15 protein-coding genes and 1 riboswitch are annotated in these 19,476 nt (G+C 73.8%); of the genes, 12 read left to right on the forward strand and 3 right to left on the reverse strand.

Going from position 1 to position 19,476, the window contains the following annotated elements:
• Nucleotides 1-45: 45 nt before the first annotated feature.
• The 7 genes from ACH47X_RS03345 to ACH47X_RS03375 all read left to right on the forward strand — a co-directional run bounded on the left by ACH47X_RS03345 (nt 46) and on the right by ACH47X_RS03375 (nt 7,251).
• A complete protein-coding gene (locus tag ACH47X_RS03345; RefSeq protein ID WP_397401353.1) occupies nt 46-2,544 on the forward strand; it encodes a RecQ family ATP-dependent DNA helicase in 2,499 nt (832 codons plus the stop codon).
• A gap of 91 nt (nt 2,545-2,635) precedes the next feature.
• Nucleotides 2,636-3,829 carry a histidinol-phosphate transaminase gene (locus tag ACH47X_RS03350; RefSeq protein WP_397401512.1) on the forward strand — a complete coding sequence of 398 codons (1,194 nt, stop codon included), beginning with the start codon at nt 2,636-2,638 and terminating at the stop codon, nt 3,827-3,829.
• Entirely contained in the window at nt 3,826-4,425 is a 600-nt protein-coding gene (hisB, locus tag ACH47X_RS03355; RefSeq protein WP_397401355.1) for an imidazoleglycerol-phosphate dehydratase HisB, read from the forward strand. Before ACH47X_RS03350 ends, hisB begins: the two co-directional genes overlap by 4 nt.
• A gap of 5 nt (nt 4,426-4,430) precedes the next feature.
• On the forward strand, nt 4,431-5,027 hold the full coding sequence (locus tag ACH47X_RS03360; protein WP_397401357.1) for a hypothetical protein: 597 nt from the start codon (nt 4,431-4,433) through the stop codon (nt 5,025-5,027).
• A 2-nt stretch (nt 5,028-5,029) separates the two neighbouring features.
• A complete protein-coding gene (hisH, locus tag ACH47X_RS03365) occupies nt 5,030-5,674 on the forward strand; it encodes an imidazole glycerol phosphate synthase subunit HisH (RefSeq protein WP_397401359.1) in 645 nt (214 codons plus the stop codon).
• A 96-nt stretch (nt 5,675-5,770) separates the two neighbouring features.
• A complete protein-coding gene (priA, locus tag ACH47X_RS03370; RefSeq protein WP_397401361.1) occupies nt 5,771-6,526 on the forward strand; it encodes a bifunctional 1-(5-phosphoribosyl)-5-((5-phosphoribosylamino)methylideneamino)imidazole-4-carboxamide isomerase/phosphoribosylanthranilate isomerase PriA in 756 nt (251 codons plus the stop codon).
• Nucleotides 6,523-7,251, forward strand: a complete 729-nt coding sequence (locus ACH47X_RS03375; RefSeq protein WP_397401363.1) for an SseB family protein — start codon at nt 6,523-6,525, stop codon at nt 7,249-7,251. Before priA ends, ACH47X_RS03375 begins: the two co-directional genes overlap by 4 nt.
• A gap of 10 nt (nt 7,252-7,261) precedes the next feature.
• Here the strand turns inward: ACH47X_RS03375 and ACH47X_RS03380 are convergent, their stop codons facing one another.
• The 3 genes from ACH47X_RS03380 to ACH47X_RS03390 are packed head-to-tail and all read right to left on the reverse strand — an operon-like array spanning nt 7,262 to nt 8,927.
• The gene (locus ACH47X_RS03380) at nt 7,262-8,005 is read right to left on the reverse strand and encodes a S1C family serine protease (RefSeq protein WP_397401365.1); all 744 of its coding nucleotides are present in this window, start codon (nt 8,003-8,005) and stop codon (nt 7,262-7,264) included.
• Nucleotides 8,002-8,550 (reverse strand): hypothetical protein, encoded by a 549-nt coding sequence (locus ACH47X_RS03385; protein ID WP_397401367.1) that lies wholly within the window; start codon nt 8,548-8,550, stop codon nt 8,002-8,004. Before ACH47X_RS03385 ends, ACH47X_RS03380 begins: the two co-directional genes overlap by 4 nt.
• A complete protein-coding gene (locus tag ACH47X_RS03390) occupies nt 8,550-8,927 on the reverse strand; it encodes a DUF1844 domain-containing protein (protein WP_397401369.1) in 378 nt (125 codons plus the stop codon). Before ACH47X_RS03390 ends, ACH47X_RS03385 begins: the two co-directional genes overlap by 1 nt.
• A gap of 118 nt (nt 8,928-9,045) precedes the next feature.
• On the opposite strand from ACH47X_RS03390, the gene ACH47X_RS03395 reads away from it, so the two are divergent.
• The 5 genes from ACH47X_RS03395 to ACH47X_RS03415 all read left to right on the forward strand — a co-directional run bounded on the left by ACH47X_RS03395 (nt 9,046) and on the right by ACH47X_RS03415 (nt 19,465).
• Nucleotides 9,046-12,105 carry an alpha-mannosidase gene (locus tag ACH47X_RS03395; RefSeq protein ID WP_397401371.1) on the forward strand — a complete coding sequence of 1,020 codons (3,060 nt, stop codon included), beginning with the start codon at nt 9,046-9,048 and terminating at the stop codon, nt 12,103-12,105.
• A 208-nt stretch (nt 12,106-12,313) separates the two neighbouring features.
• Complete coding sequence (locus ACH47X_RS03400) at nt 12,314-13,600, forward strand: ABC transporter substrate-binding protein (RefSeq protein ID WP_397401373.1); 1,287 nt, start codon at nt 12,314-12,316, stop codon at nt 13,598-13,600.
• Nucleotides 13,601-13,748: 148 nt separating this feature from the next.
• Complete coding sequence (locus ACH47X_RS03405; protein WP_397401375.1) at nt 13,749-16,973, forward strand: GH92 family glycosyl hydrolase; 3,225 nt, start codon at nt 13,749-13,751, stop codon at nt 16,971-16,973.
• Nucleotides 16,974-17,437: 464 nt separating this feature from the next.
• Nucleotides 17,438-17,549: riboswitch (SAM riboswitch) on the forward strand.
• A 372-nt stretch (nt 17,550-17,921) separates the two neighbouring features.
• Nucleotides 17,922-19,082: an LLM class flavin-dependent oxidoreductase gene (locus ACH47X_RS03410; protein ID WP_397401377.1), complete on the forward strand. Its 1,161-nt coding sequence runs from the start codon at nt 17,922-17,924 to the stop codon at nt 19,080-19,082.
• A 29-nt stretch (nt 19,083-19,111) separates the two neighbouring features.
• Nucleotides 19,112-19,465 carry a rhodanese-like domain-containing protein gene (locus ACH47X_RS03415; RefSeq protein ID WP_397401379.1) on the forward strand — a complete coding sequence of 118 codons (354 nt, stop codon included), beginning with the start codon at nt 19,112-19,114 and terminating at the stop codon, nt 19,463-19,465.
• The last annotated feature ends 11 nt before the right edge of the window (nt 19,466-19,476 follow it).

The following is a 19,476-nucleotide window of genomic DNA, read 5'->3' on the forward strand; positions in this document are numbered from 1 at the left end:
GATAACCGGCTCGCGGTGTCGGTGGCTGCTCCTAGGATCGATGACGTGACCAAGGACCCCTTCGCAGACCTCCCCTTCGCCATGGAGGAGCCGCCCGACGACGCCCACCTGACCGACGTCGGTGACCCGGGGCTGCCGCCGTCCGCGCGCAACACGCCCGAGGCGCAGGCAGCCAAGCTGCAGATGCTGCGTGGCCTGCTGCCCGACGGCGGCGTGGCGGCCGCGGCGCCGGTCCGTCGGTGGCCGCCGGCCGAGCCGGTGGAGCAGGACGTCGAAGGGGTCGAGGCGCCGGAGGAGACCGGGGCGGTCGAGGCCGAGGAGACCGCCCGCCCGATCCCCGCTGCGCCCGGCGCCTCGCTGCGCGAGGAGGCCGAGGCCGCGCTGCGCGAGCTGGTGGGCCGCGACGACGCGCGGCTGCGCGACGACCAGTGGACGGCGATCGAGGCGCTCGCGGCGTTCCACCGGCGGGCGCTCGTGGTGCAGCGCACCGGCTGGGGCAAGTCGGCCGTGTACTTCGTGGCCACCAGGCTGCTGCGGGCCCGCGGCGCGGGTCCCACGGTGATCGTCTCGCCGCTGCTGGCGCTCATGCGCGACCAGATCGCGGCGGCCTCACGCGCGGGTATCCGGGCGGTGACCATCAACTCGGCCAACATGACCGAGTGGGACGAGGTGCACGAGGCGATCGCGCGCGGCGAGGTCGACGTGCTGCTGTGCTCGCCGGAGCGCCTGAACAACCCGGGCTTCCGCGACGAGGTGCTGCCGCGCCTGGCGGCCGACGCCGGTCTCGTGGTCATCGACGAGGCGCACTGCATCTCGGACTGGGGCCACGACTTCCGGCCCGACTACCGACGGATCCGCACGCTCCTGGCCGACCTGCCGGCGGGCATCCCCGTGCTGGCCACGACCGCAACGGCCAACGAGCGCGTGACGCAGGACGTGGCCGAGCAGCTCGCCGTGCACGGAGACCAGGCGGCGGGGGAGGACGTGCTCGTGCTGCGCGGCGGGCTCGACCGCGAGTCGCTGCACCTGGCCGTGCTGGAGCTCGGCGACCAGCCCACCCGCGTGGCGTGGCTGGCCGAGGCGCTCCAGGACATCGAGGGTTCCGGCATCGTCTACTGCCTCACCGTCTCGGCGGCGGAGCAGGTGGCCGAGCAGCTGCGCGGATACGGCCTCGCGGTGGCCGCCTACACGGGCCGCACCGAGCCGGCGCAGCGCGAGCAGCTCGAGGCGGACCTCAAGAACGACGACGTGAAGGCGCTGGTCGCGACGTCCGCGCTGGGCATGGGCTTCGACAAGCCGGACCTGGCGTTCGTGGTGCACCTGGGCGCGCCCTCGTCGCCCATCGCGTACTACCAGCAGGTCGGCCGAGCCGGCCGAGGCGTGGACCAGGCGCTGGTGGTGTTGCTGCCCGGCACCGAGGACAAGGCCATCTGGGACTGGTTCGGCGAGCAGGCGTTCCCCGCCGAGGGGCAGGTGCGGGCCACGCTCGACGCCCTGAGCGGCGGCGGCACCATGTCCACGGCCGTGCTGGAGACACAGGTCGACCTGCGTCGCAGCCGCCTGGAGACCATGCTCAAGGTGCTCGACGTCGACGGCGCAGTCCGGCGGGTCAAGGGCGGCTGGGAGGCGACCGGCCGGCCGTGGTCGTACGACGCCGAGCGGTACGGCCGCGTCGCCGCGACCCGGGCCGCCGAGCAGCAGGCGATGGTCGACTACGTGAACACCCCGGGCTGCCGCATGGCGTACCTGCGCGCCCAGCTCGACGACCCGGAGCTGACGCCGGGCTGGGAGTGCGGCCGCTGCGACCGGTGCGGTCACATGGCCCTGCCCGAGGCGCCCGACGCCGAGGCGGTCGCCGCCGCGCGCGCCGAGATGGACCGCCCGGGCATGGAGGTCGAGCCGCGCAAGATGTGGCCCACGGGCCTGGCCTCGATCGGCCTGGACCTCAAGGGCAAGATCCCGCCCGCCGAGCTGGCCGAGCCGGGCCGGGCCGTCGCCCGCCTCGACGGCCTCGGCTGGTCCGGCCCGCTGCGCGACCTGCTCGCCCCGAACGCGCAGGACGGCGAGCTGCCCGTGCCGCTGCGCCGGGCCGCCGCACGCGTGCTGGACGAGTGGCCGGCGCTGCGGCCGCCGGTGGAGAGCGCCGAGGATTCCGAGGACGGGACGGAGGGCGGCCCCCAGGCGGGTCCGCTCGTGGTGGAGGCGGTAGTCGCGATCCGCTCCGTCCGCCGGCCGCAGCTGTCGTTCCACCTGGCCACCGGGCTGGCGAAGTACCTGGGCGTGCCGATGATCGGCGCGGTCGGACCGGTCGCCGGGCAGGAGGAGCCCGGCCGGCACGACGTGAACTCCGCGATGCGGCTGGCGGGCGTGGTCCGGCGTCTGCAGCTCCAGCTCGGCGACGGCGCGCTCCGCGGGCTGCCGGGCCGGTCGGTGCTCCTGGTGGACGACTACACGGACTCCGGCTGGACGCTGACGGTGGCGTCCCGGCTGCTGCGCGAGGCCGGCGCGGCGGCGGTGTACCCGTTCGTGCTGGGCGTGCGGTGACGGGCAGCGCCGGGCGGGTGACCAGGGCCACCCGCCCGGTGGGCGGACTGGTGTCCGGTCCGTGTCCCGCGGTTCGTAGACTGGTGCGGTGATGACCAACGCCGTCGACGAGCAGAGCGTGAGGGGCAGCGCCTCGGCGTCCTCGGTGCGCCTGCCGCTGCGCCCCGAGCTGGCGGACGAGGAGCCGTACGGCGCGCCGCAGCTCGACGTGCCGGTGCTGCTGAACGTCAACGAGAACCCGTACCCGCCCGGTGAGGACGTGGTCGCGACCATCGCGGAGGAGGTGGCGCGTGCCGCCCGCGGCATGAACCGCTACCCGGACCGCGACGCCACCGTCCTGCGCCGTGACCTCGCCGACTACCTGGAGATGGAGACCGGCGTCCATCTGGCGCAGTTCGACGTCTGGGCGGCGAACGGGTCCAACGAGGTCATGCTGCACGTGCTGCAGGCGTTCGGCGGCCCCGGCCGCACCGCGCTCTCGTTCGCCCCCACGTACTCGATGTACCCGGAGTACGCGCGGGACACGCACACGGAGTGGGTCGTCGGCCGGCGCGAGGACGACTTCACGCTGGACCCGGCGCACGCCGTCGAGCTGATCCGTCAGGTGCGCCCGTCGGTGATCCTGCTGGCCAGCCCCAACAACCCGACCGGCACGGCGCTGCCAGCGGCCACCATCGAGGCGGTCTGCGAGGCCGCTCTCACGGTCGACCTCGACGGGGCACGCCCGGTCGTCGTCGTGGACGAGGCATACGCGGAGTTCCGGCGGCCCGGCACGCCGTCGGCCGTCGCGCTGCTGGAGCGGTACCCGAACCTGGCCGTCTCGCGCACCATGTCCAAGGCGTTCGCCGCGGCCGGCATGCGGCTCGGGTACCTGGTCGGGTCGACGAAGTTCGTGGACGCGCTGCGGATCGTGCGGCTGCCGTACCACCTGAGCGCCGTCACGCAGGCCGCGGCAGGTGCCGCGCTGCGCCACCGCGAGTCGCTGATGGCCCAGGTCGCGGCGCTGCGGGCCGAGCGCGACGCGACCGTCGCGTGGCTGCGCGAGCAGCGGCTCCCGGACGGGCTACCGTTCGACGTCGCCGATACGGACGCCAACTTCGTGCTGTTCGGCACGTTCGGCGACCGGCACGCCGTCTGGCAGGGCCTGCTCGACCGCGGGGTCCTGATCCGCGAGACCGGCCCCGACGGCTGGCTGCGGGTGTCGATCGGCACGTCGTCCGAGATGGCCGCGTTCCGCGCGGCGCTCACCGAGGTCTTGCAGGAGCAGGGAGAGGAACAGGCATGAGCAGGACAGCCCGCGTGGAGCGTGCCACGTCCGAGTCCAAGGTGCTGGTCGAGCTCGACCTCGACGGCACCGGGCGCACCGACATCAGCACGAGCGTGCCGTTCTACGACCACATGCTCACGGCGCTCGGCAAGCACTCGCTGATCGACCTCACCGTGCAGGCGACCGGTGACACGCACATCGACGCCCACCACACGGTGGAGGACGTCGCGATCAGCATCGGCGAGGCGCTGCGCATCGCCCTCGGCGACAAGGCCGGCATCTCCCGGTTCGGCGACGCGCTCGTGCCGCTCGACGAGGCGCTTGCCCAGGCGGTCGTGGACGTCTCCGGCCGCCCGTACCTGGTGCACGAGGGCGAGCCCGCGGGCCAGGAGTACCACCTGATCGGCGGCCACTTCACCGGGTCGCTGACGCGGCACGTGCTGGAGTCCGTCGCGCACCACGCGGGCATCTGCCTGCACGTGCGCGTCCTGTCCGGCCGCGACCCCCACCACATCGTCGAAGCTCAGTTCAAGGCGCTGGCGCGTGCGCTGCGCGCCGCCGTGGCCGTCGACCCGCGGGTCGACGGCATCCCGTCCACGAAGGGTGCGCTCTAGCAGCCATGTCCGACAGCCCCAGGCCCGACAACGGGTCCGACAGCACGCCTGCCGGCGACGACCTGCCCGACTTCGATCTCGGGGACCTCGAGATCCCGGACGACCTGTCGTCCCTGACCGGCTCCGGGGAGCCCGACTTCGCCGCGCTGATCACCCAGATCGCGGGCGCCGAGCCCCTGGCCGCCGCCAGCTCCCTGGCCCAGCTCGACCTCGACGCCGTGCCGACCTCGGTCGGCGCCGTCGGCGTGCTGCGCGACCGCTCCGGCGACGCGCCCGAGCGGGCCGCCGCCGCGATCTCCCAGCTCGTGCGGGGCGTGCCGCTCGTCCTGGTCACCCGCACGGGCGAGCAGATGACGGCCGTCCGGTTCAGTGACGGCGTGCGCGGCGACGAGCTCGCCCCCGGCCTCGTGCTGGGCGGCGCGCCCGAGAGCGTCGTCGACCTGCTGACCGGCGCCACGGCCCTGGCCGAGGTCGACGGCGTGGTCGGGTCGGACTCGATCAGCAAGTTCAAGGCGGTGCGGATGCTGACCTCCGCCGCGCGCAAGGCCCGCAAGTCCATGGGCAAGGGCGAGACCGGCCCGGACAGCAAGGGCGGGATCTGAGCGTGGGCGCCCGCGTCGTCGTCCTCGACTACGGCTTCGGCAACGTCCGGTCGGCCGTCCGCGCGCTGGAGCGCGTGGGCGCCGACGTGACGCTGACCGCCGACCGGGCCCTCGCGCAGGACGCCGACGGCCTGGTCGTGCCAGGCGTCGGCGCCTTCGCGGCGTGCATGGCCGGGCTCACGGCCGTGCGCGGCCACGAGGTCGTCGGTCGCCGCCTGGCCGGCAACCGCCCCGTGCTCGGCATCTGCGTGGGCATGCAGGTCATGTTCGACGCCGGCGTCGAGCACGGCGAGCGCGCCGACGGCATCGGCGAGTGGCCCGGCGTCGTCGAGCGGCTGCACGCCGACGTGGTGCCCCACATGGGCTGGTCGCCGGTCGAGGTGCCAGAGGGCTCGGCCCTCTTCGCCGGGATCGCCGACGAGCGCTTCTACTTCGTGCACTCCTACGCCGCCCAGACCTTCACCAAGGGGTACGACGAGAACGCGGTGGGCCGGTTCACGCCCCCGAAGGTCACCTGGGCCGACCACGGCGGCCGGTTCGTCGCGGCGGTCGAGGACGGCCCCCTGGCGGCGACGCAGTTCCACCCCGAGAAGTCCGGTGACGCCGGCGCCCAGCTCCTGGAGAACTGGCTCCGTACCCTCGCCTAGCCCCACTCGTTGAGTGCTGGGTATTTGTTGCGCAGACGCCGCTCAGCCCACAAATACCCAGCACTCAACGCTTCGACAGACAGAACTTGGAGAGACATGACCGACCGACTCGTGCTCCTGCCCGCCGTGGACGTCGCCGACGGCCAGGCCGTCCGCCTCGTCCAGGGGGAGGCCGGCTCGGAGACCTCGTACGGCGACCCGCTGACCGCCGCCCTGGACTGGCAGTCCGGCGGCGCCGAGTGGGTGCACCTCGTGGACCTCGACGCCGCCTTCGGGCGCGGCTCCAACGCGGAGCTGCTCGCGCGCGTCGTCGGCGAGCTGGACGTGCAGGTCGAGCTGTCGGGCGGCATCCGTGACGACGAGTCGCTGGAGCGCGCCCTGGCCACGGGCGCGCGCCGCGTCAACCTCGGCACCGCCGCCCTGGAGGACCCGGCCTGGACGGCCAAGGTCATCGCCGAGCACGGCGACCGCGTCGCCGTGGGCCTCGATGTGCGCGGCACCACGCTCGCCGCCCGCGGCTGGACCAAGGAGGGCGGCGATCTCTGGGAGGTGCTCGGCCGCCTCGACGAGGCCGGCTGCGCCCGCTACGTGGTCACCGACGTGACCAAGGACGGCACGCTGCGCGGCCCCAACGTCGACCTCCTGTCCGACGTCGCCGCGCGCACCCCCGCGCACGTCGTCGCCTCGGGTGGCATCTCGTCGCTCGACGACCTGCGCGCGCTGCGCGCCCTGGGCACCATCGAGGGCGCCGTGGTCGGCAAGGCCCTGTACGCCGGCGCCTTCACGCTCCCCGAGGCACTCGACGTCGCGGGACGCCCGGGCGACGCGGCGCCGGACGAGGCCGCCGAGTGAAGTCGATCCAGCCCTCCAGCCAGTTCGCAGGCGACGACGGGTCGGCCGACGCCGAGCTGACCCGGCTGCTCGCGGGCCACTCGACCGGCGCGGTCCCGCTGCGCGAGGTCGTCGCGCGCCTGGCCGAGACCCGCGTGCTCGTGCCGGTGCTGGCCGAGGCCGGCGTCGTCGAGCAGAACCCGGACGGGCTGGCCGTCGACAAGGAGGCGTCGTCCGGGGTCGTCGCCCTGGAGGCCCCCGACGGCCGCCGGGCGCTGCCGGTGTTCACCTCCGTCGCCACCATGCAGGCCTGGCGGCCCGACGCGCGCCCGGTCCCGGTCGAGGCCACCCGCGCCGCCCTGTCGGCGGTGAGCGAGAACTGGGCGCTGATCGTCGTGGACCCGGCCGGTCCCGCGACGGCGCTGGTCCCGCGTCCGGCGGTGTGGGCGCTGGCGCAGGGCAAGCCCTGGCAGCCCGCGGTCGTCCCGCACGAGGACGGGCTGGCCGTGGACCCGGAGGTCGCCTCCGAGGTGGCGGTCGCCGCGGCACCGGTGCAGCACGTGGTGCGGGCGCACGCCGAGCCCGGCCGCAAGGCCGAGGTGGCGGTCGTGCTCGCCCTGGACCCGGGCCTGGACCGCGCCGGGCTCGACACGGTGCTGGGTCAGGTCAACGCGCGCCTGGCGGCGTCCGAGGTCATCTCGTCGCGGGTGGACTCGCTGGAGCTCCGGATCGGCGCGGCGCGCTGAGCGAACCCGCTCAGCACCCCGACGCCGGGGTGAACGCCGTGTCGTCGTCCAGCATCTCCTGGAGCGTGGAGAGCGGCACGAGCAGGCTGTTGTCGTCCCCGGTCTTGGCGTAGACCACGCCGATCACGCGGCCCTTGTCGTCCAGCGCCGCCGACCCGGACGACCCGGGCTCGACGGGAGCGTCCGTGAGCAGCACCTCGCCGAGGTTGGCGTTCAGCGGGTCCCGCGTCGAGCCCTTCACCTCGCCCTCCGTGACGGTGAGCTCGCCGCCCGCCGGGTAGCCCACCACGGTCACGTGGTCGCCCGGCTCGGGGTCGGCCTTCGCCAGCTCCGGGTGCGACGGCAGCGGGTCGGTCGTGCGGACCACGGCGAGGTCCGCGAGGCCGGCCGTCGAGGTGGCACCCACGGTGATGTCGTGCCCGTCGTAGGTGCTGACCTCGAGGTCCTTCGAGTCCGCGACCACGTGCTTGTTGGTGATCAGCGTGTGCTCGTCGATCGCGAAGCCCGAACCCGTCGACAGCTCCTCGCAGCCCACGTTGCGGATGCGGACCGCCATGCGCTCCACGGCGTCGAACCCGTCGGGGCTCAGGGCGTCGCCGCCCGCGGCGGGGGACAGGTCCGCCGGAGAGGTCGGCACGATGTCGCTCGGCACGGGGTCCGGCAGCGGCGGCAGCACGCCGCAGCCGCCCAGCGCGCCCGTCAGGGCGAGCGTCAGCGCGACACCGCCGGCGCGCCGACGAGCCGTCTGCCTCACCGGCGCAGCTCCTGCTGCAGGGCCTGGTTGGCGTCCTCGGCGTCGGCGCACAGCGCGTTGACCTCCTTCTCGTACCGGACCAGGTCAGCGGGTTCGTACTGGTCGGCCTCCTTGAGGTAGCCGACCAGCTGCTCCTGGCCCGACACGCACTGCCCCAGGGCCGAGGCCACCGTGGCCGCGGCCCCGCTGACCTGCGTCTGGTAGTCGAGGTACTGCTGGGAGGCGACGTTCTCGTCACCCAGCTGCGCCTTCTCGTTCGCGAGGTCCGTGATGCGCGACGTCGCCGTGGAGAGCTGGTCGCGGGCGGCCTGCAGCTCCGAGTTCGCGCCGTCGAGCTGCATCCGCAGCGAACCGACCTCGTCGGCGTACTCCTGCGCCTTCGCCTCCCACTCCGTGGCGGTGCGCTGCCAGCGGACGGTGGTCAGCCACAGGTACGCGCCGACGGCGATCGTCGCCACCAGCACGAGCGCGAGGACGCGAGAGGCCCGGCGGGGCCTCGGCGCCCGGTCCGGACCGGGCGCCACCACGACGGGAGCCTCGGTCATCAGACGACGGAGCCCGTGTACTTCTCGCCCGGGCCCTCGCCCGGGGCGTCGGGGATCACCGATGCCTCGCGGAACGCGAGCTGCAGGCTGCGCAGGCCGTCGCGCAGCGAGCGGGCGTGCTGGTTGCCGATGTCGGGGGCGCTCGCGACGACCAGCGCGGCCAGCGCCGTGATCAGCTTGCGCGCCTCGTCGAGGTCCTTGAGGTCCTCGGCGTCCTCGCCCTCGGCCAGTCCGCACTTGACCGCCGCGGCGCTCATCAGGTGGACGGCGGCGGTCGTGATGACCTCGACCGCGGCGACCTCCGCGATGTCCCGCGTGGCCTGGTCTGAGCCCACCGGGGCGTCGTATCCGGTGGTCGTCTCGTCGCTCGTGCTCATGGGCACCATCCTTTCATCCCCCCGGGGGTGCGGACGCCCACCGAACACCCTCCGGACGGCGGCCGGAGTCTGGGTTAGCCTGCGTGCGTTCAACGGTGAAACAGGGGAGGCCCTTTCGATGCACGACGACATCACACTGACCACCGGGCGCGCGCACCGGGTCCTGACCGAGAGGATCTGGCCGGCGGTGCACGAGACGTCGGTCCCGCTCGACGTCGAGTGGCATGCCCTGCCGGGGGAGCCGATCCCGCCGGCCGAGGGGCTCGCCCTCGCGATGGAGCCGTACGAGGTGGGCACCCCGTGGGGCCCGGCCTGGGGCACCACCTGGTTCCGGCTGACGGGCACCGTGCCCGCCGAGTGGGCCGGACGCACCGTCGAGGCCGTGGTCGACCTCGGCTTCGACGTGGACCGCACCGGCTTCCAGGCCGAGGCCCTGGTCTACCGGCCCGACGGCAGCCCCGTGAAGTCCATCAACCCCCGCAACCAGCACGTGGTCGTGGCCGACGCCGCGGCCGGCGGCGAGCGGGTCGAGCTGTTCCTGGAGGCGGCGTCCAACCCGGTGCTCCTGGGGCACAACGTGTTCGAGCGCACCACCGAGGGTGACACCACGACGTCGTCCCCGGACCCGCTGTACACGACCCGGCGCATCGACCTCGCGGTCTTCGAGTCCGAGGTGTACGACCTCGCGCTCGACGTCGAGGTGCTGCTGGAGCTCCAGGCCGAGCTGCCCACCGGCCCGCGGCGCATGCGCGTGCTGCAGGCGCTCGACGACGCCCTCGACGTGCTCGACCTGCAGCGCATCCCCGAGACCGCGGCGGCGGCCCGGGCGGCGCTCGCGGACGTGCTGGCCAGCCCGGCCGAGCACAGCGCCCACGAGATCTCCGCCGTCGGGCACGCGCACATCGACTCCGCCTGGCTGTGGCCCGTGCGCGAGACCATCCGCAAGGTGGCGCGCACGACGTCGTCCATGACCGACCTGATCGAGCGCACCGACGACTTCGTCTACGGCATGTCGTCCGCGCAGCAGTACGCCTGGGTCAAGGAGCACCGTCCCGAGGTGTGGGAGCGGATCAAGGAGGCCGTGGCCAAGGGCCGGTTCCTGCCGCTGGGCGGCATGTGGGTCGAGTCCGACACGGTGATGCCGTCGGGCGAGGCGCTGACGCGCCAGTTCTCGCAGGCGCAGCGGTTCTTCGAGCGGGAGTTCGGCCTGCGTTCCCACGGGGTCTGGCTGCCCGACTCGTTCGGCTACTCGCCGGCCCTGCCGCAGCTCGTCCGCCGCGCGGGGTTCGACTGGTTCTTCACGCAGAAGATCTCCTGGAACCAGGTCAACGTCTTCCCGCACCACACGTTCTGGTGGGAGGGCATCGACGGGTCGCGCGTGCTGACACACTTCCCGCCGATGGACACCTACAACTCGCAGCTCTCGGGCGAGGAGCTCGGCAAGGCGACCCGCCAGTTCCGCGAGTCGCGGCGCGCCACGGGCTCGATCGCGCCCGTCGGCTACGGCGACGGCGGCGGCGGCACCACCCGCGAGATGACCGGCCGCGCCAAGCGGCTCGCGAACCTCGAGGGCAGCGCCAGGGTGCGCTGGGAGCACCCGGACGCCTTCTTCGAGCGCGCTCGCGGGGAGCTGCTCGCGTCCGGCACGGATGACAGCGCTGTCTGGGTGGGTGAGCTCTACCTGGAGCTCCACCGGGCCACGCTGACGTCGCAGCACAAGACCAAGCAGGGCAACCGTCGCAACGAGCAGCTCCTGGTCGAGGCCGAGGCCTGGGCGGCCACGGCGTCCGCCCGGACCGGGGCTGACTACCCCTACGAGGAGCTGGACGCCCTGTGGCAGCAGGTGCTGCTGCTGCAGTTCCACGACATCCTGCCCGGCACGTCGATCGCCTGGGTGCACCGCGAGGCCGTCGCCCAGCACGCGGCGATCACCGAGGGCGTGCAGGCCATCATCGACCGCTCCCTGCGGGCACTGGTCGGCGAGGGCGACGTGCCGCTGCGGGCCAACCCCGCGGTGTTCGCGCAGGCGGGGGTGCCCGCGCTGGGCGTGGCCCCGGCGTCCGCCCCGGCGGCGGCCGCCAGCACGGTCACCGAGCTGCCCGACGGCGGCTACGTGCTCGCCAACGACCTCGTCCGGATCACGCTGGACGCCGCCGGCCACGTCACGTCCGCCGTCGACCTGGCCACGGGCCGGGACGCCGTGGCGCCCGGCCGCGAGGCGAACGTCCTGCAGCTGCACCAGGACTTCCCGAACAAGTGGGACGCCTGGGACGTCGACCGGTTCTACCGCAACTCGGTGACCGACCTGCGCGAGGCGCAGAAGGTCACCGCCGCCGTGGAGGACGGCGTGGCCGTCGTGACGGTGCACCGCCAGTTCTCGGCCTCCAGCCTGGAGCAGGTGATCACGCTCGCGCCGGGCAGCCGGACGCTCGAGGTCGACCTGCGCACCGACTGGCACGAGACCGAGAAGTTCCTCAAGGTCGCCTTCCCGCTCGACGTGCGCGCCGAGCACGTGGCCGCCGAGACCCAGTTCGGCTTCCACAAGCGGGTCACGCACACCAACACGAGCTGGGAGTCCGCCAAGTTCGAGACGTCGATGCACCGGTGGGTGCTCGCGGAGGAGCCGGGCTTCGGCGTCGGGTTCGTCAACGACTCGTCCTACGCGTACGACGTCACGCGCGAGGTGTCCGACCAGGGCGTGGCGCCGGCGCCGGGCGTGCCGGGCGTGACCACGACGGTGCGGCTCTCGCTCCTGCGCGCGCCGCGGTTCCCCGACCCGGAGACCGACCAGGGCCTCCAGACCCACCGGTACGGCCTGGTCGTCGGCGCGGACACCGCGGTCGCGACCGAGGCCGGCGCGACGTTCGGCGCGCGTCCGCGGGAGCTGCGCGGTGCTGCCGGGTTCGAGCCGCTGGTGCACGTGGGCGGCGGCGTGACGCTGTCGGCCGTCAAGCTCGCCGACGACCGGTCGGGTGACCTCGTGGTGCGCGTCTACGAGGCGCACGGCCGCCGCGCGTCGGGCACCGTGACGGTGGCGGCGCGGGTCACCGGCGCCCGGACAGTCTCCCTCATCGAGGACGACCTGGACGGTGGCGCCGTCGACCTGACGGCCGACGGCACGGTGACGCTCGAGCTCAGCCCGTTCGAGGTGCGCACGCTGCGCTTCACGCCGGCGTAACCCACCCGCGCTGCCCGCGACGTGTCAGACCTACAGTTCACGCCGGGGAACTGTAGGTCTGACACGAGCGACGTTCCGGTCTTGACACCGGAGGGAACCGCCGAAGACTCTTTGGTCCTCGCTGGAGCGAGCTCGTCGAGCCATGGCGACCACGTGCACCACCGGACAGAGCCCAGGGGCGATGTCGCCTCTGCCGGAAGGAACAGTCATGAGCATCACCAGGATCGGGGCGGCGGGAGTCGCCCTGACCATGCTGGCCGCGCTCAGCGGCTGCGGCCTCGACGGCACGGCCACCACGGACCCGGACGGCGGGGCGGATACGACGAGCGACGTGACCGGCGCGGTCACGCTCCAGACGTGGGCGCTCCAGCCCCGCTACACGGAGTACGTCGAGGGAGTGATCGCCGCCTTCGAGAAGCAGTACCCCGGCACCGAGGTCACCTGGCTCGACCAGCCCGGCGACAACTACTCGGAGAAGGTGCTCGAACAGGCAGCGGCGGGCGAGCTGCCCGACGTCATCAACCTGCCGCCGGACTTCGCGCTCTCGCTCGCGCGCGAAGGCCTGCTCACCGACGTCACCACCGTCGACGACGCCCTGGCGGAGACCTACGTGCCCGGGGCGCTCGCGGCCTACCGGTACGCGGGCCTGGAGGGCACGTACGGGTTCCCCTGGTACCTGACCACGGACGTGAACTACTGGAACACCGAGCTGTTCGCGGACGCGGGGCTCGACCCGGCGAACCCGCCGACCACCCTCGACGAGCTCGTCGCGCAGGCCCGGATCATGCACGACACGACCGGTGGGTACCTCATGAGCCGGAAGCCCGGCCTGGGCGACCTCGCGGCGGCCGGCATCCCCGTGCTGTCCGACGACGGCACCGAGTTCACGTTCAACACGCCGGAGGCGGCCGCGCTCCTGGACGTCTACCGCGACGCCTACGCCGAGGGGCTCCTGCCGGACGACGTGCTCACCGACGCCTACCTCGGCAACGGCCAGCTCTTCACCGACGGCAAGGTGGCCTGGTCGACCGGCGGCGGCAACTTCATCAACAGCGCGGTGGCGAGCAACCCGTCGCTGGAGGGCAAGATCGTGGCCTCGCCGTACATGGGCGACATCCCGCTGTACGTGCAGGGGCTGTCGGTCTCGAACGAGTCGGAGCACCTGCCCGCCGCGGTGGCCCTGGCCAGGTTCGTCACGAACGCCGCCAACCAGGAGGCGTTCTCCGCCGAGGTGCCCGGCGTGTTCCCCTCCACGGCGTCCTCGCAGGAGAACCCGGAGCTGTCCCAGAGCGACGGCACGCCCCAGGGCGACGCCAAGGCCATCGCGTTCAGCAACCTCACCACGGCACGGGTGCTCCAGCCGGTCGAGGTCAGCGAGGAGATGACCACCATCATCAACCAGCAGTTCGCGGCGGCCATCGCCGGGGACCTGACCTCGCAGGACGCCCTCGACGCGGCGGTCGGCGAGTGCAACAAGCTGCTCGCCGACCAGTGACGGCGTCCGCGTAGCCGTACGACACCAGGGCGGTCCCCGCCCACGAAGAAAGGCCTACCGCAATTCGTTACGACACCGACGTCGCCGCGCCCGCGGCCGTCACCGCACCGCCCGTGCCCGTTCTCGACCCGATCGGGGAGGTGGCCGCGTGACCGGGCCCGCACATGTCCCCGCCGGCCGCCCCGGCGCCGGCCTGACCAGTGAGAACGCCCACCTGGTGCGGCACCACGGCGCGGCCCGCACGGTGCTGCTCGACGGCCTGGACGTGCCGCTGGAGGCCGGCGCCGAGCTGCGCTACGCCGTCCTGCCCGTGCTTGACGAGAAGCTCACCTACCGCTCCACCTACGTCGCCCTCGACCTGCGGCTCGACGACGGCACCTGGCTCTCGCAGACCGGGTCCGGGCGTGCGCTGCGCGACCAGCACGGCATGCTCGCGACCGCCCTCGGCCAGGGGGAGGCGCGCATCCTGGTGCCGGACCACTGGAACCTCGTGCGCGTCGACCTGAGCCCGGTGGCGCAGGCGCTGCCGGGCCGCCGCGTGACCGCCGCCGCCGTCGTGACCGCCGCGCCGGACGGCGGCGTGAGCGAGGTCTGGCTCGACACGGTCTCGGTGGGGCCGCGCGCCGAGCGGGTGGTGACCGGCCGCACCGACCTCGTGGACACGCGCCGGGGCACCCACTCCTCGGGCGAGTACTCGCGCGGCAACAACGTGCCCGCCGCCGCCGTGCCCAACGGCTTCACCATGTGGGTGCCCCTGACCGACGGCGCCTCCGAGCGCTGGCTCTACTCCTGGGCCGCGCACAACGGGCCGGACAACCGGCCGCGCCTGCAGGGCATCGGCATCTCCCACGAGCCCAGCCCCTGGATGGGGGACCGCGACCAGCTCACGTTCCACCTCGTGCCCGCCGGGCCCGACGGCGACGAGGTTCCCGACGCCGGGCTGGCCGCCCGCTCGATCGGCTTCTCGCACGACGACGAGACCGCCCGCCCGCACCGCTACGACGTCGCGCTGGACGGCGGCGCCCGCGTGGCCGTCGCGGCGTCCGACCACGGCGGCGTCCTGCGCTTCACCTTTCCGCCCGACGCGAGCACGGGCCACCTCCTGTTCGACGCCGTGGGCGACTCCGGTGCGGACGGCGCACCCGTGTCGATCACCGTGCACGACGACGGCACGCTCACCGGCTGGAGCGACCACGGCAGCCCCCTGTCGGTGGGCCGCAGCCGCATGTACGTGGTGGGCCGCATCTCCGCGCCGGTGCTGCGCACGGGCCGCGCCCGCGGGCGGGACCACGCGACGTACGCGACGGTCGCGCTGGGCTCCGGAGGTGATGCGGAGGCGGGACGCACGGTCGAGGTGCGCGTGGCGACGTCGTACATCAGCGAGGACCTGGCCCGGCTCGCACTGGAGCGCGAGGTGTCCGGCGCCTTCGATGAGGTCGCCGACGCCGCCCGCACGCAGTGGGAGGACCGGCTCGGCGTGCTCGACGTCGACGGCGCGTCCGAGGAGCAGCAGGTCACGCTCTACTCGAACCTGTACCGGCTGAACCTGTACCCGTCCTCCTACACGGAGGTCGGGGCGGACGGCGCGCCCGTGCACGCCTCGCCCGTGCTCGACGGCGCACCCGCCGTGCCCGGCGAGATGTTCGTCAACCACGGGTTCTGGGACACCTACCGCACCTGCTGGCCCGCCTACGCGCTGCTCTACCCCGAGATCGCGGCCCGGCTCGCCGACGGGTTCGTGCAGCAGTACCGCGAGGGCGGCTGGGTGGCCCGCTGGTCGTCGCCGGGCTACGCCGACCTGATGACCGGCACGTCGTCCGACGTCGCCTTCGCCGACCTGTACCTGCGCGGCGTCGACCTGCCCGACCCGCTCGGCACCTATGACGCCGGGCTGCGCAACGCGACGGCGCTGCCCACCCGCTCCGGCGTCGGCCGCAAGGGCCAGGAGTTCGCGCTGACCAACGGCTGGGTGCCGCGCGACGTCGAGGAGTCGGTGTCGTGGAGCCTGGAGGGCTACATCAACGACGCCGGCCTGGCGCGGATGGCGCAGGCGCTCGCGGACGCGCCCGGCACCCCGGACGAGCGCCGGCGCGCGCTGCGCTCCGAGGCCGCCTACCTGCGGCAGAGCGCCGCCGGGTACGTGCACCTCTTCGACGCCGCGACCGGGTTCTTCCGGGGACGTGGCCGGGACGGTGCGTTCGACCCGGCGCCGTTCGACCCGGACGCGTGGGGCGGCGACTACACCGAGTCGGACGCGTGGAACTTCCTGTTCCACCCCGTGCACGACGGCGCGGGGCTGGCCGCCCTGCACGGCGGTCGGGCCGGTCTCGAACGCCTGCTGGAGCGGTTCTTCGCGGCGCCCGAGCGGGCCGACAAGCCCGGCTCGTACGGCAACCCGATCCACGAGATGTTCGAGGCGCGCGACGTGCGCCTGGGCCAGCTCGGGCAGTCGAACCAGGTGTCGCACCACATCGCCTGGACGTGGTCGGTCGCCGGGCGGCCGGACCGCACCCAGGAGGTCGTGCGCGAGATCCTGACGCGGCTCTGGACCGGCAACGACATCGGCCAGGGGTACCACGGCGACGAGGACAACGGCGAGATGTCGGCCTGGTACGTGCTGGCCGCGCTCGGGCTGTACCCGCTGGAGATCGGGTCGTCGCGGTGGGCGGTCACGTCGCCGCTCTTCGAGCGCGCGGTGGTGCACCGGCCCGACGGCGACCTGGTGATCGAGGCGCCCGGGGCCGCCGAGCGGTGGTACGTCGCGGGGCTGGAGGTCGGTGGTGCCGGTGCCGGTGCCGGTGCCGGTGCCGGCCGGGCCGTGGCCGGGCCGTCGGTCGACAACGGCGACCTGGTCGGGGGAGCGACCCTGCGGTTCACACTGTCGGACGTGCCGACGGGGTGGGGTGCGGTGTCCGAGGGCGTCGGGGCCGAGGACGAGGGAGCGTCGGCGGCTTCGTCCGACGGCGTCGGTGCCGGGACCGGCAGCCCTCGGCCGTGGCTGCGCGCGGCTGGGTCCTGGCACGGGGCCGAGGGCGCGCTGCCGAGCCTGACCGACGGCGAGCTGGCGACGTCGTCCGCCGTCCACGGCACGCTGGAGTGGCAGCCCGCCGCCGACGTCGCGGAGGGTGTGCTGCTGCGTGCCTACACGCTGACCTCGGGCACGGATGGCACGGCCCCGCCGTCGGCATGGCGCCTGGTCGGGGACGACGGCCGAGTGCTCGACGAGCGCTCCGGCGAGGAGTGGCCCTGGCCGGGCCAGCTCCGTCCGTTCGTGCTCGACGAGCCAGTGCCGCTCACGTCCGTCCGCCTGGAGCTCCTCCAGGAAGGGGCCTTCTCCCAGATCGAGCTCCTCACGTCGCCGCGGGGGCGCTGACGACGTAGTCGCGGCGAGCCGGCGCGAAAGTGCGCTTCTACCCAGCCATTGGGCCCGAAAAACCTCGTGATTCCGGGCCCAATGGCTGGGTAGAAGCGCACTTCGCGTTCTCGGGGCGGGGGCGTGGGTGCGGCCGCGGGTCCCGCCCGCCGTCGGACTGGCCTGTCGCCTGCTGGTCCGGGGCGACGAGGCCCCCGGGGCGACGAGGCCCGACCGCGTCGGCGCGACCGATCATCCACTGGCGGGTGCCGGCCCAAGGTGCGCTTCTACCCAGCCATTGGGCCGGGAAGCACAGCAGGTTACCGGCCCGATGGCTGGGTAGAAGCGCACCTTCGCGAGCCACCAGATCCCGGGATGTGAGATCTGGGCAAAGATCGTTGACTTCTATGGGTTCCATTCGTATCTTCTTGGACATCGAGATTTACCGCATCAATCCGATCGGAAAAATGTGGATAGTTTCGGCAGGTCATGAGTTCCGACACGAAGCCCCGGCTGGTCGGACGGCAACCCCCCGCGCGGGTGGGTGCCCCGGGTGAGGACCAGGTCCACCGCCGTCGGCGGATGACAACACGCGTCGCTCGCCGATGGGCGAGCAGGTGAGGAGAACGACGATGACCCGGAGCGCTGCCCCCGCCGTCCACGTGCCCCTGCCGACCCGGAACGTTTGCGCGCCGGCGAGTGCCGCCCCGCGCCCGAGCATGTGTTGTCGCTGACGCGCACCACCCCCGCGCGCTGACCGGCCCCAACCGGCCAGCCGCCCGGACCTGCTCTCGGCCTTCGCGCCGAGCCCTGGCCGCAACCGGCCCTCACGTTCCTGACCGGACGTCTCTTTCCTGCCTTCCGGCAGCCACGCCCCTCGGGCGACCCCAGTCGCCGTCGTGCACCCGCACGCAGCCCGGGGACCACCTGGGTGCCGTCGCGCAGCCGCAGCCCGAACGGAGCCCCGCCGTGCCGTACCCGCCGCAGCCCACGTCCCTGACCGCCACCGCCCTCTCGTCCCGTCCCGTCGTGCTCGGCGTGGACCTCACCTCCGCCGGCGCCCGCCCCGGTGCCCACCGGGCACGCGGCCCGATCGCCCCGTGCCCGTTCGACGGCGAGCGGTTCCTGCACCTGGTGCGGACCGCTGAGCGCGGCCTGCTCGACTTCGTGAGCCTCGACGAGGGCTTCCTGCTCCACCCCGGCCGCAGCCAGGTCACCGGCCGCCTCGACACGGCCGTCGCCGCGGCCCGCGCCGCACGGGTCACGGCCGGGATCGGCCTGGTCGCCGCCGTCGACACGGTCCATGTCGAGGCGGCCCACGCCGCCCTCGCGCTGAGCAGCATCGACCGCGCGAGCAGCGGCCGGGCCGGCTGGCAGGCCGTGCGGCAGGGCACCCTGCCCGAGTCCGACGACGCCTGGGCCACCCGCGTCGAGCTCGGCATCCAGTCGGTGACGCGGGTGTGGACCGGGCGTCCCGGCGGCGGGGCGGGCGCCGTGGAGCTCGACGCCGAGGGCCGGTTCCGCGTGGACCACGACGGCGTCCGGTTCGCCGTCCGCGGCCGTCCCGCCGGCGGCGCCCCGCTGCCGCGGACGCCCCCGCCTGTCGTGGTGCGCGTGCGCTCCGAGGCCAGCGCGGCGCTGGCCGGCCGCACCGCCGACGTCGCGCGGATCGCCGTGACCGACGCCGCGCACGCGGTCCGGCTGCGCCGCCTCGTGCGGGACGCGGCGCTGTCCGCCGGGCGCGACCCCGAGGACGTGCGGGTGCTCGCCGAGGTCTACGTGGTGCTCTCCACCGAGCGGGCCGGTGCCCGTGCCCGGCTGGAGCTGGTCGAGGCGCTGGAGGGCACTGCCTCCATGGGCGACGGGCTCGTGGTCGCCGACACACCCGACGAGCTGGCCACCCTCATCGCCGACTGGACCACGGTCGGCGCCGTCGACGGGTTCCTGCTGCGCCCCTCCTCGCTCAGCTCCGACCTCGACACCATTACCGACCACCTGGTGCCCGCGCTCCAGCACGCGGGCCTGTTCCGCACCGAGCGGACGAAGACCACGCTGCGCGGCTCGCTCGGTCTACCCGACGCCGCGACGGCCGCCCGCGAGCTGCCCACCGGCCGCCTGCTGAGCGCCTGACCACCCACCACGAACCCCGAGGAGACAACATGACCACCCCTGAGCTGCAGACCCCCGTCGCCGCAGGTGCCAAGGTCGCCGGCGGCGCCCTGCTGATCGACGTCCGCTCCGCCGCGGGCCGCGCGTCCGCGGGCGAGATCCCGGGCGCCACGCTCGCCGACCAGAACGACCTCGACGCGCTGTTCGGCCCGTCCGACAACCCGGCGATCACCCTCGACACGCCCGTCGTGATCGTGTGCGGCTCGATCAACGGATCCGGCCCGGTCGCCGAGGCGCTGGCCGCCCGCGGCTACACCGACGTCTCGCACGTCGACGGCGGCTTCCCCGCCTGGAAGGAGGCCGGCCTGCCCGCCACCGAGGCCGAGCCGAGCGCCGCGCCATGACCGGCTTCGCC

The organism is Promicromonospora kroppenstedtii (assembly GCF_044389675.1).
GTDB lineage: Bacteria > Actinomycetota > Actinomycetes > Actinomycetales > Cellulomonadaceae > Promicromonospora > Promicromonospora kroppenstedtii.

Coding starts and splice junctions, on each gene's coding strand:
- ACH47X_RS03400 (WP_397401373.1), top strand. CDS start 12,314: ATGAGCATCACCAGGATCGGGGCGGCGGGAGTCGCCCTGACCATGCTG.
- priA (WP_397401361.1), top strand. CDS start 5,771: ATGACCGACCGACTCGTGCTCCTGCCCGCCGTGGACGTCGCCGACGGC.
- hisB (WP_397401355.1), top strand. CDS start 3,826: ATGAGCAGGACAGCCCGCGTGGAGCGTGCCACGTCCGAGTCCAAGGTG.
- ACH47X_RS03350 (WP_397401512.1), top strand. CDS start 2,636: ATGACCAACGCCGTCGACGAGCAGAGCGTGAGGGGCAGCGCCTCGGCG.
- ACH47X_RS03390 (WP_397401369.1), bottom strand. CDS start 8,927: ATGAGCACGAGCGACGAGACGACCACCGGATACGACGCCCCGGTGGGC.
- ACH47X_RS03395 (WP_397401371.1), top strand. CDS start 9,046: ATGCACGACGACATCACACTGACCACCGGGCGCGCGCACCGGGTCCTG.
- ACH47X_RS03385 (WP_397401367.1), bottom strand. CDS start 8,550: ATGACCGAGGCTCCCGTCGTGGTGGCGCCCGGTCCGGACCGGGCGCCG.
- ACH47X_RS03415 (WP_397401379.1), top strand. CDS start 19,112: ATGACCACCCCTGAGCTGCAGACCCCCGTCGCCGCAGGTGCCAAGGTC.
- ACH47X_RS03360 (WP_397401357.1), top strand. CDS start 4,431: ATGTCCGACAGCCCCAGGCCCGACAACGGGTCCGACAGCACGCCTGCC.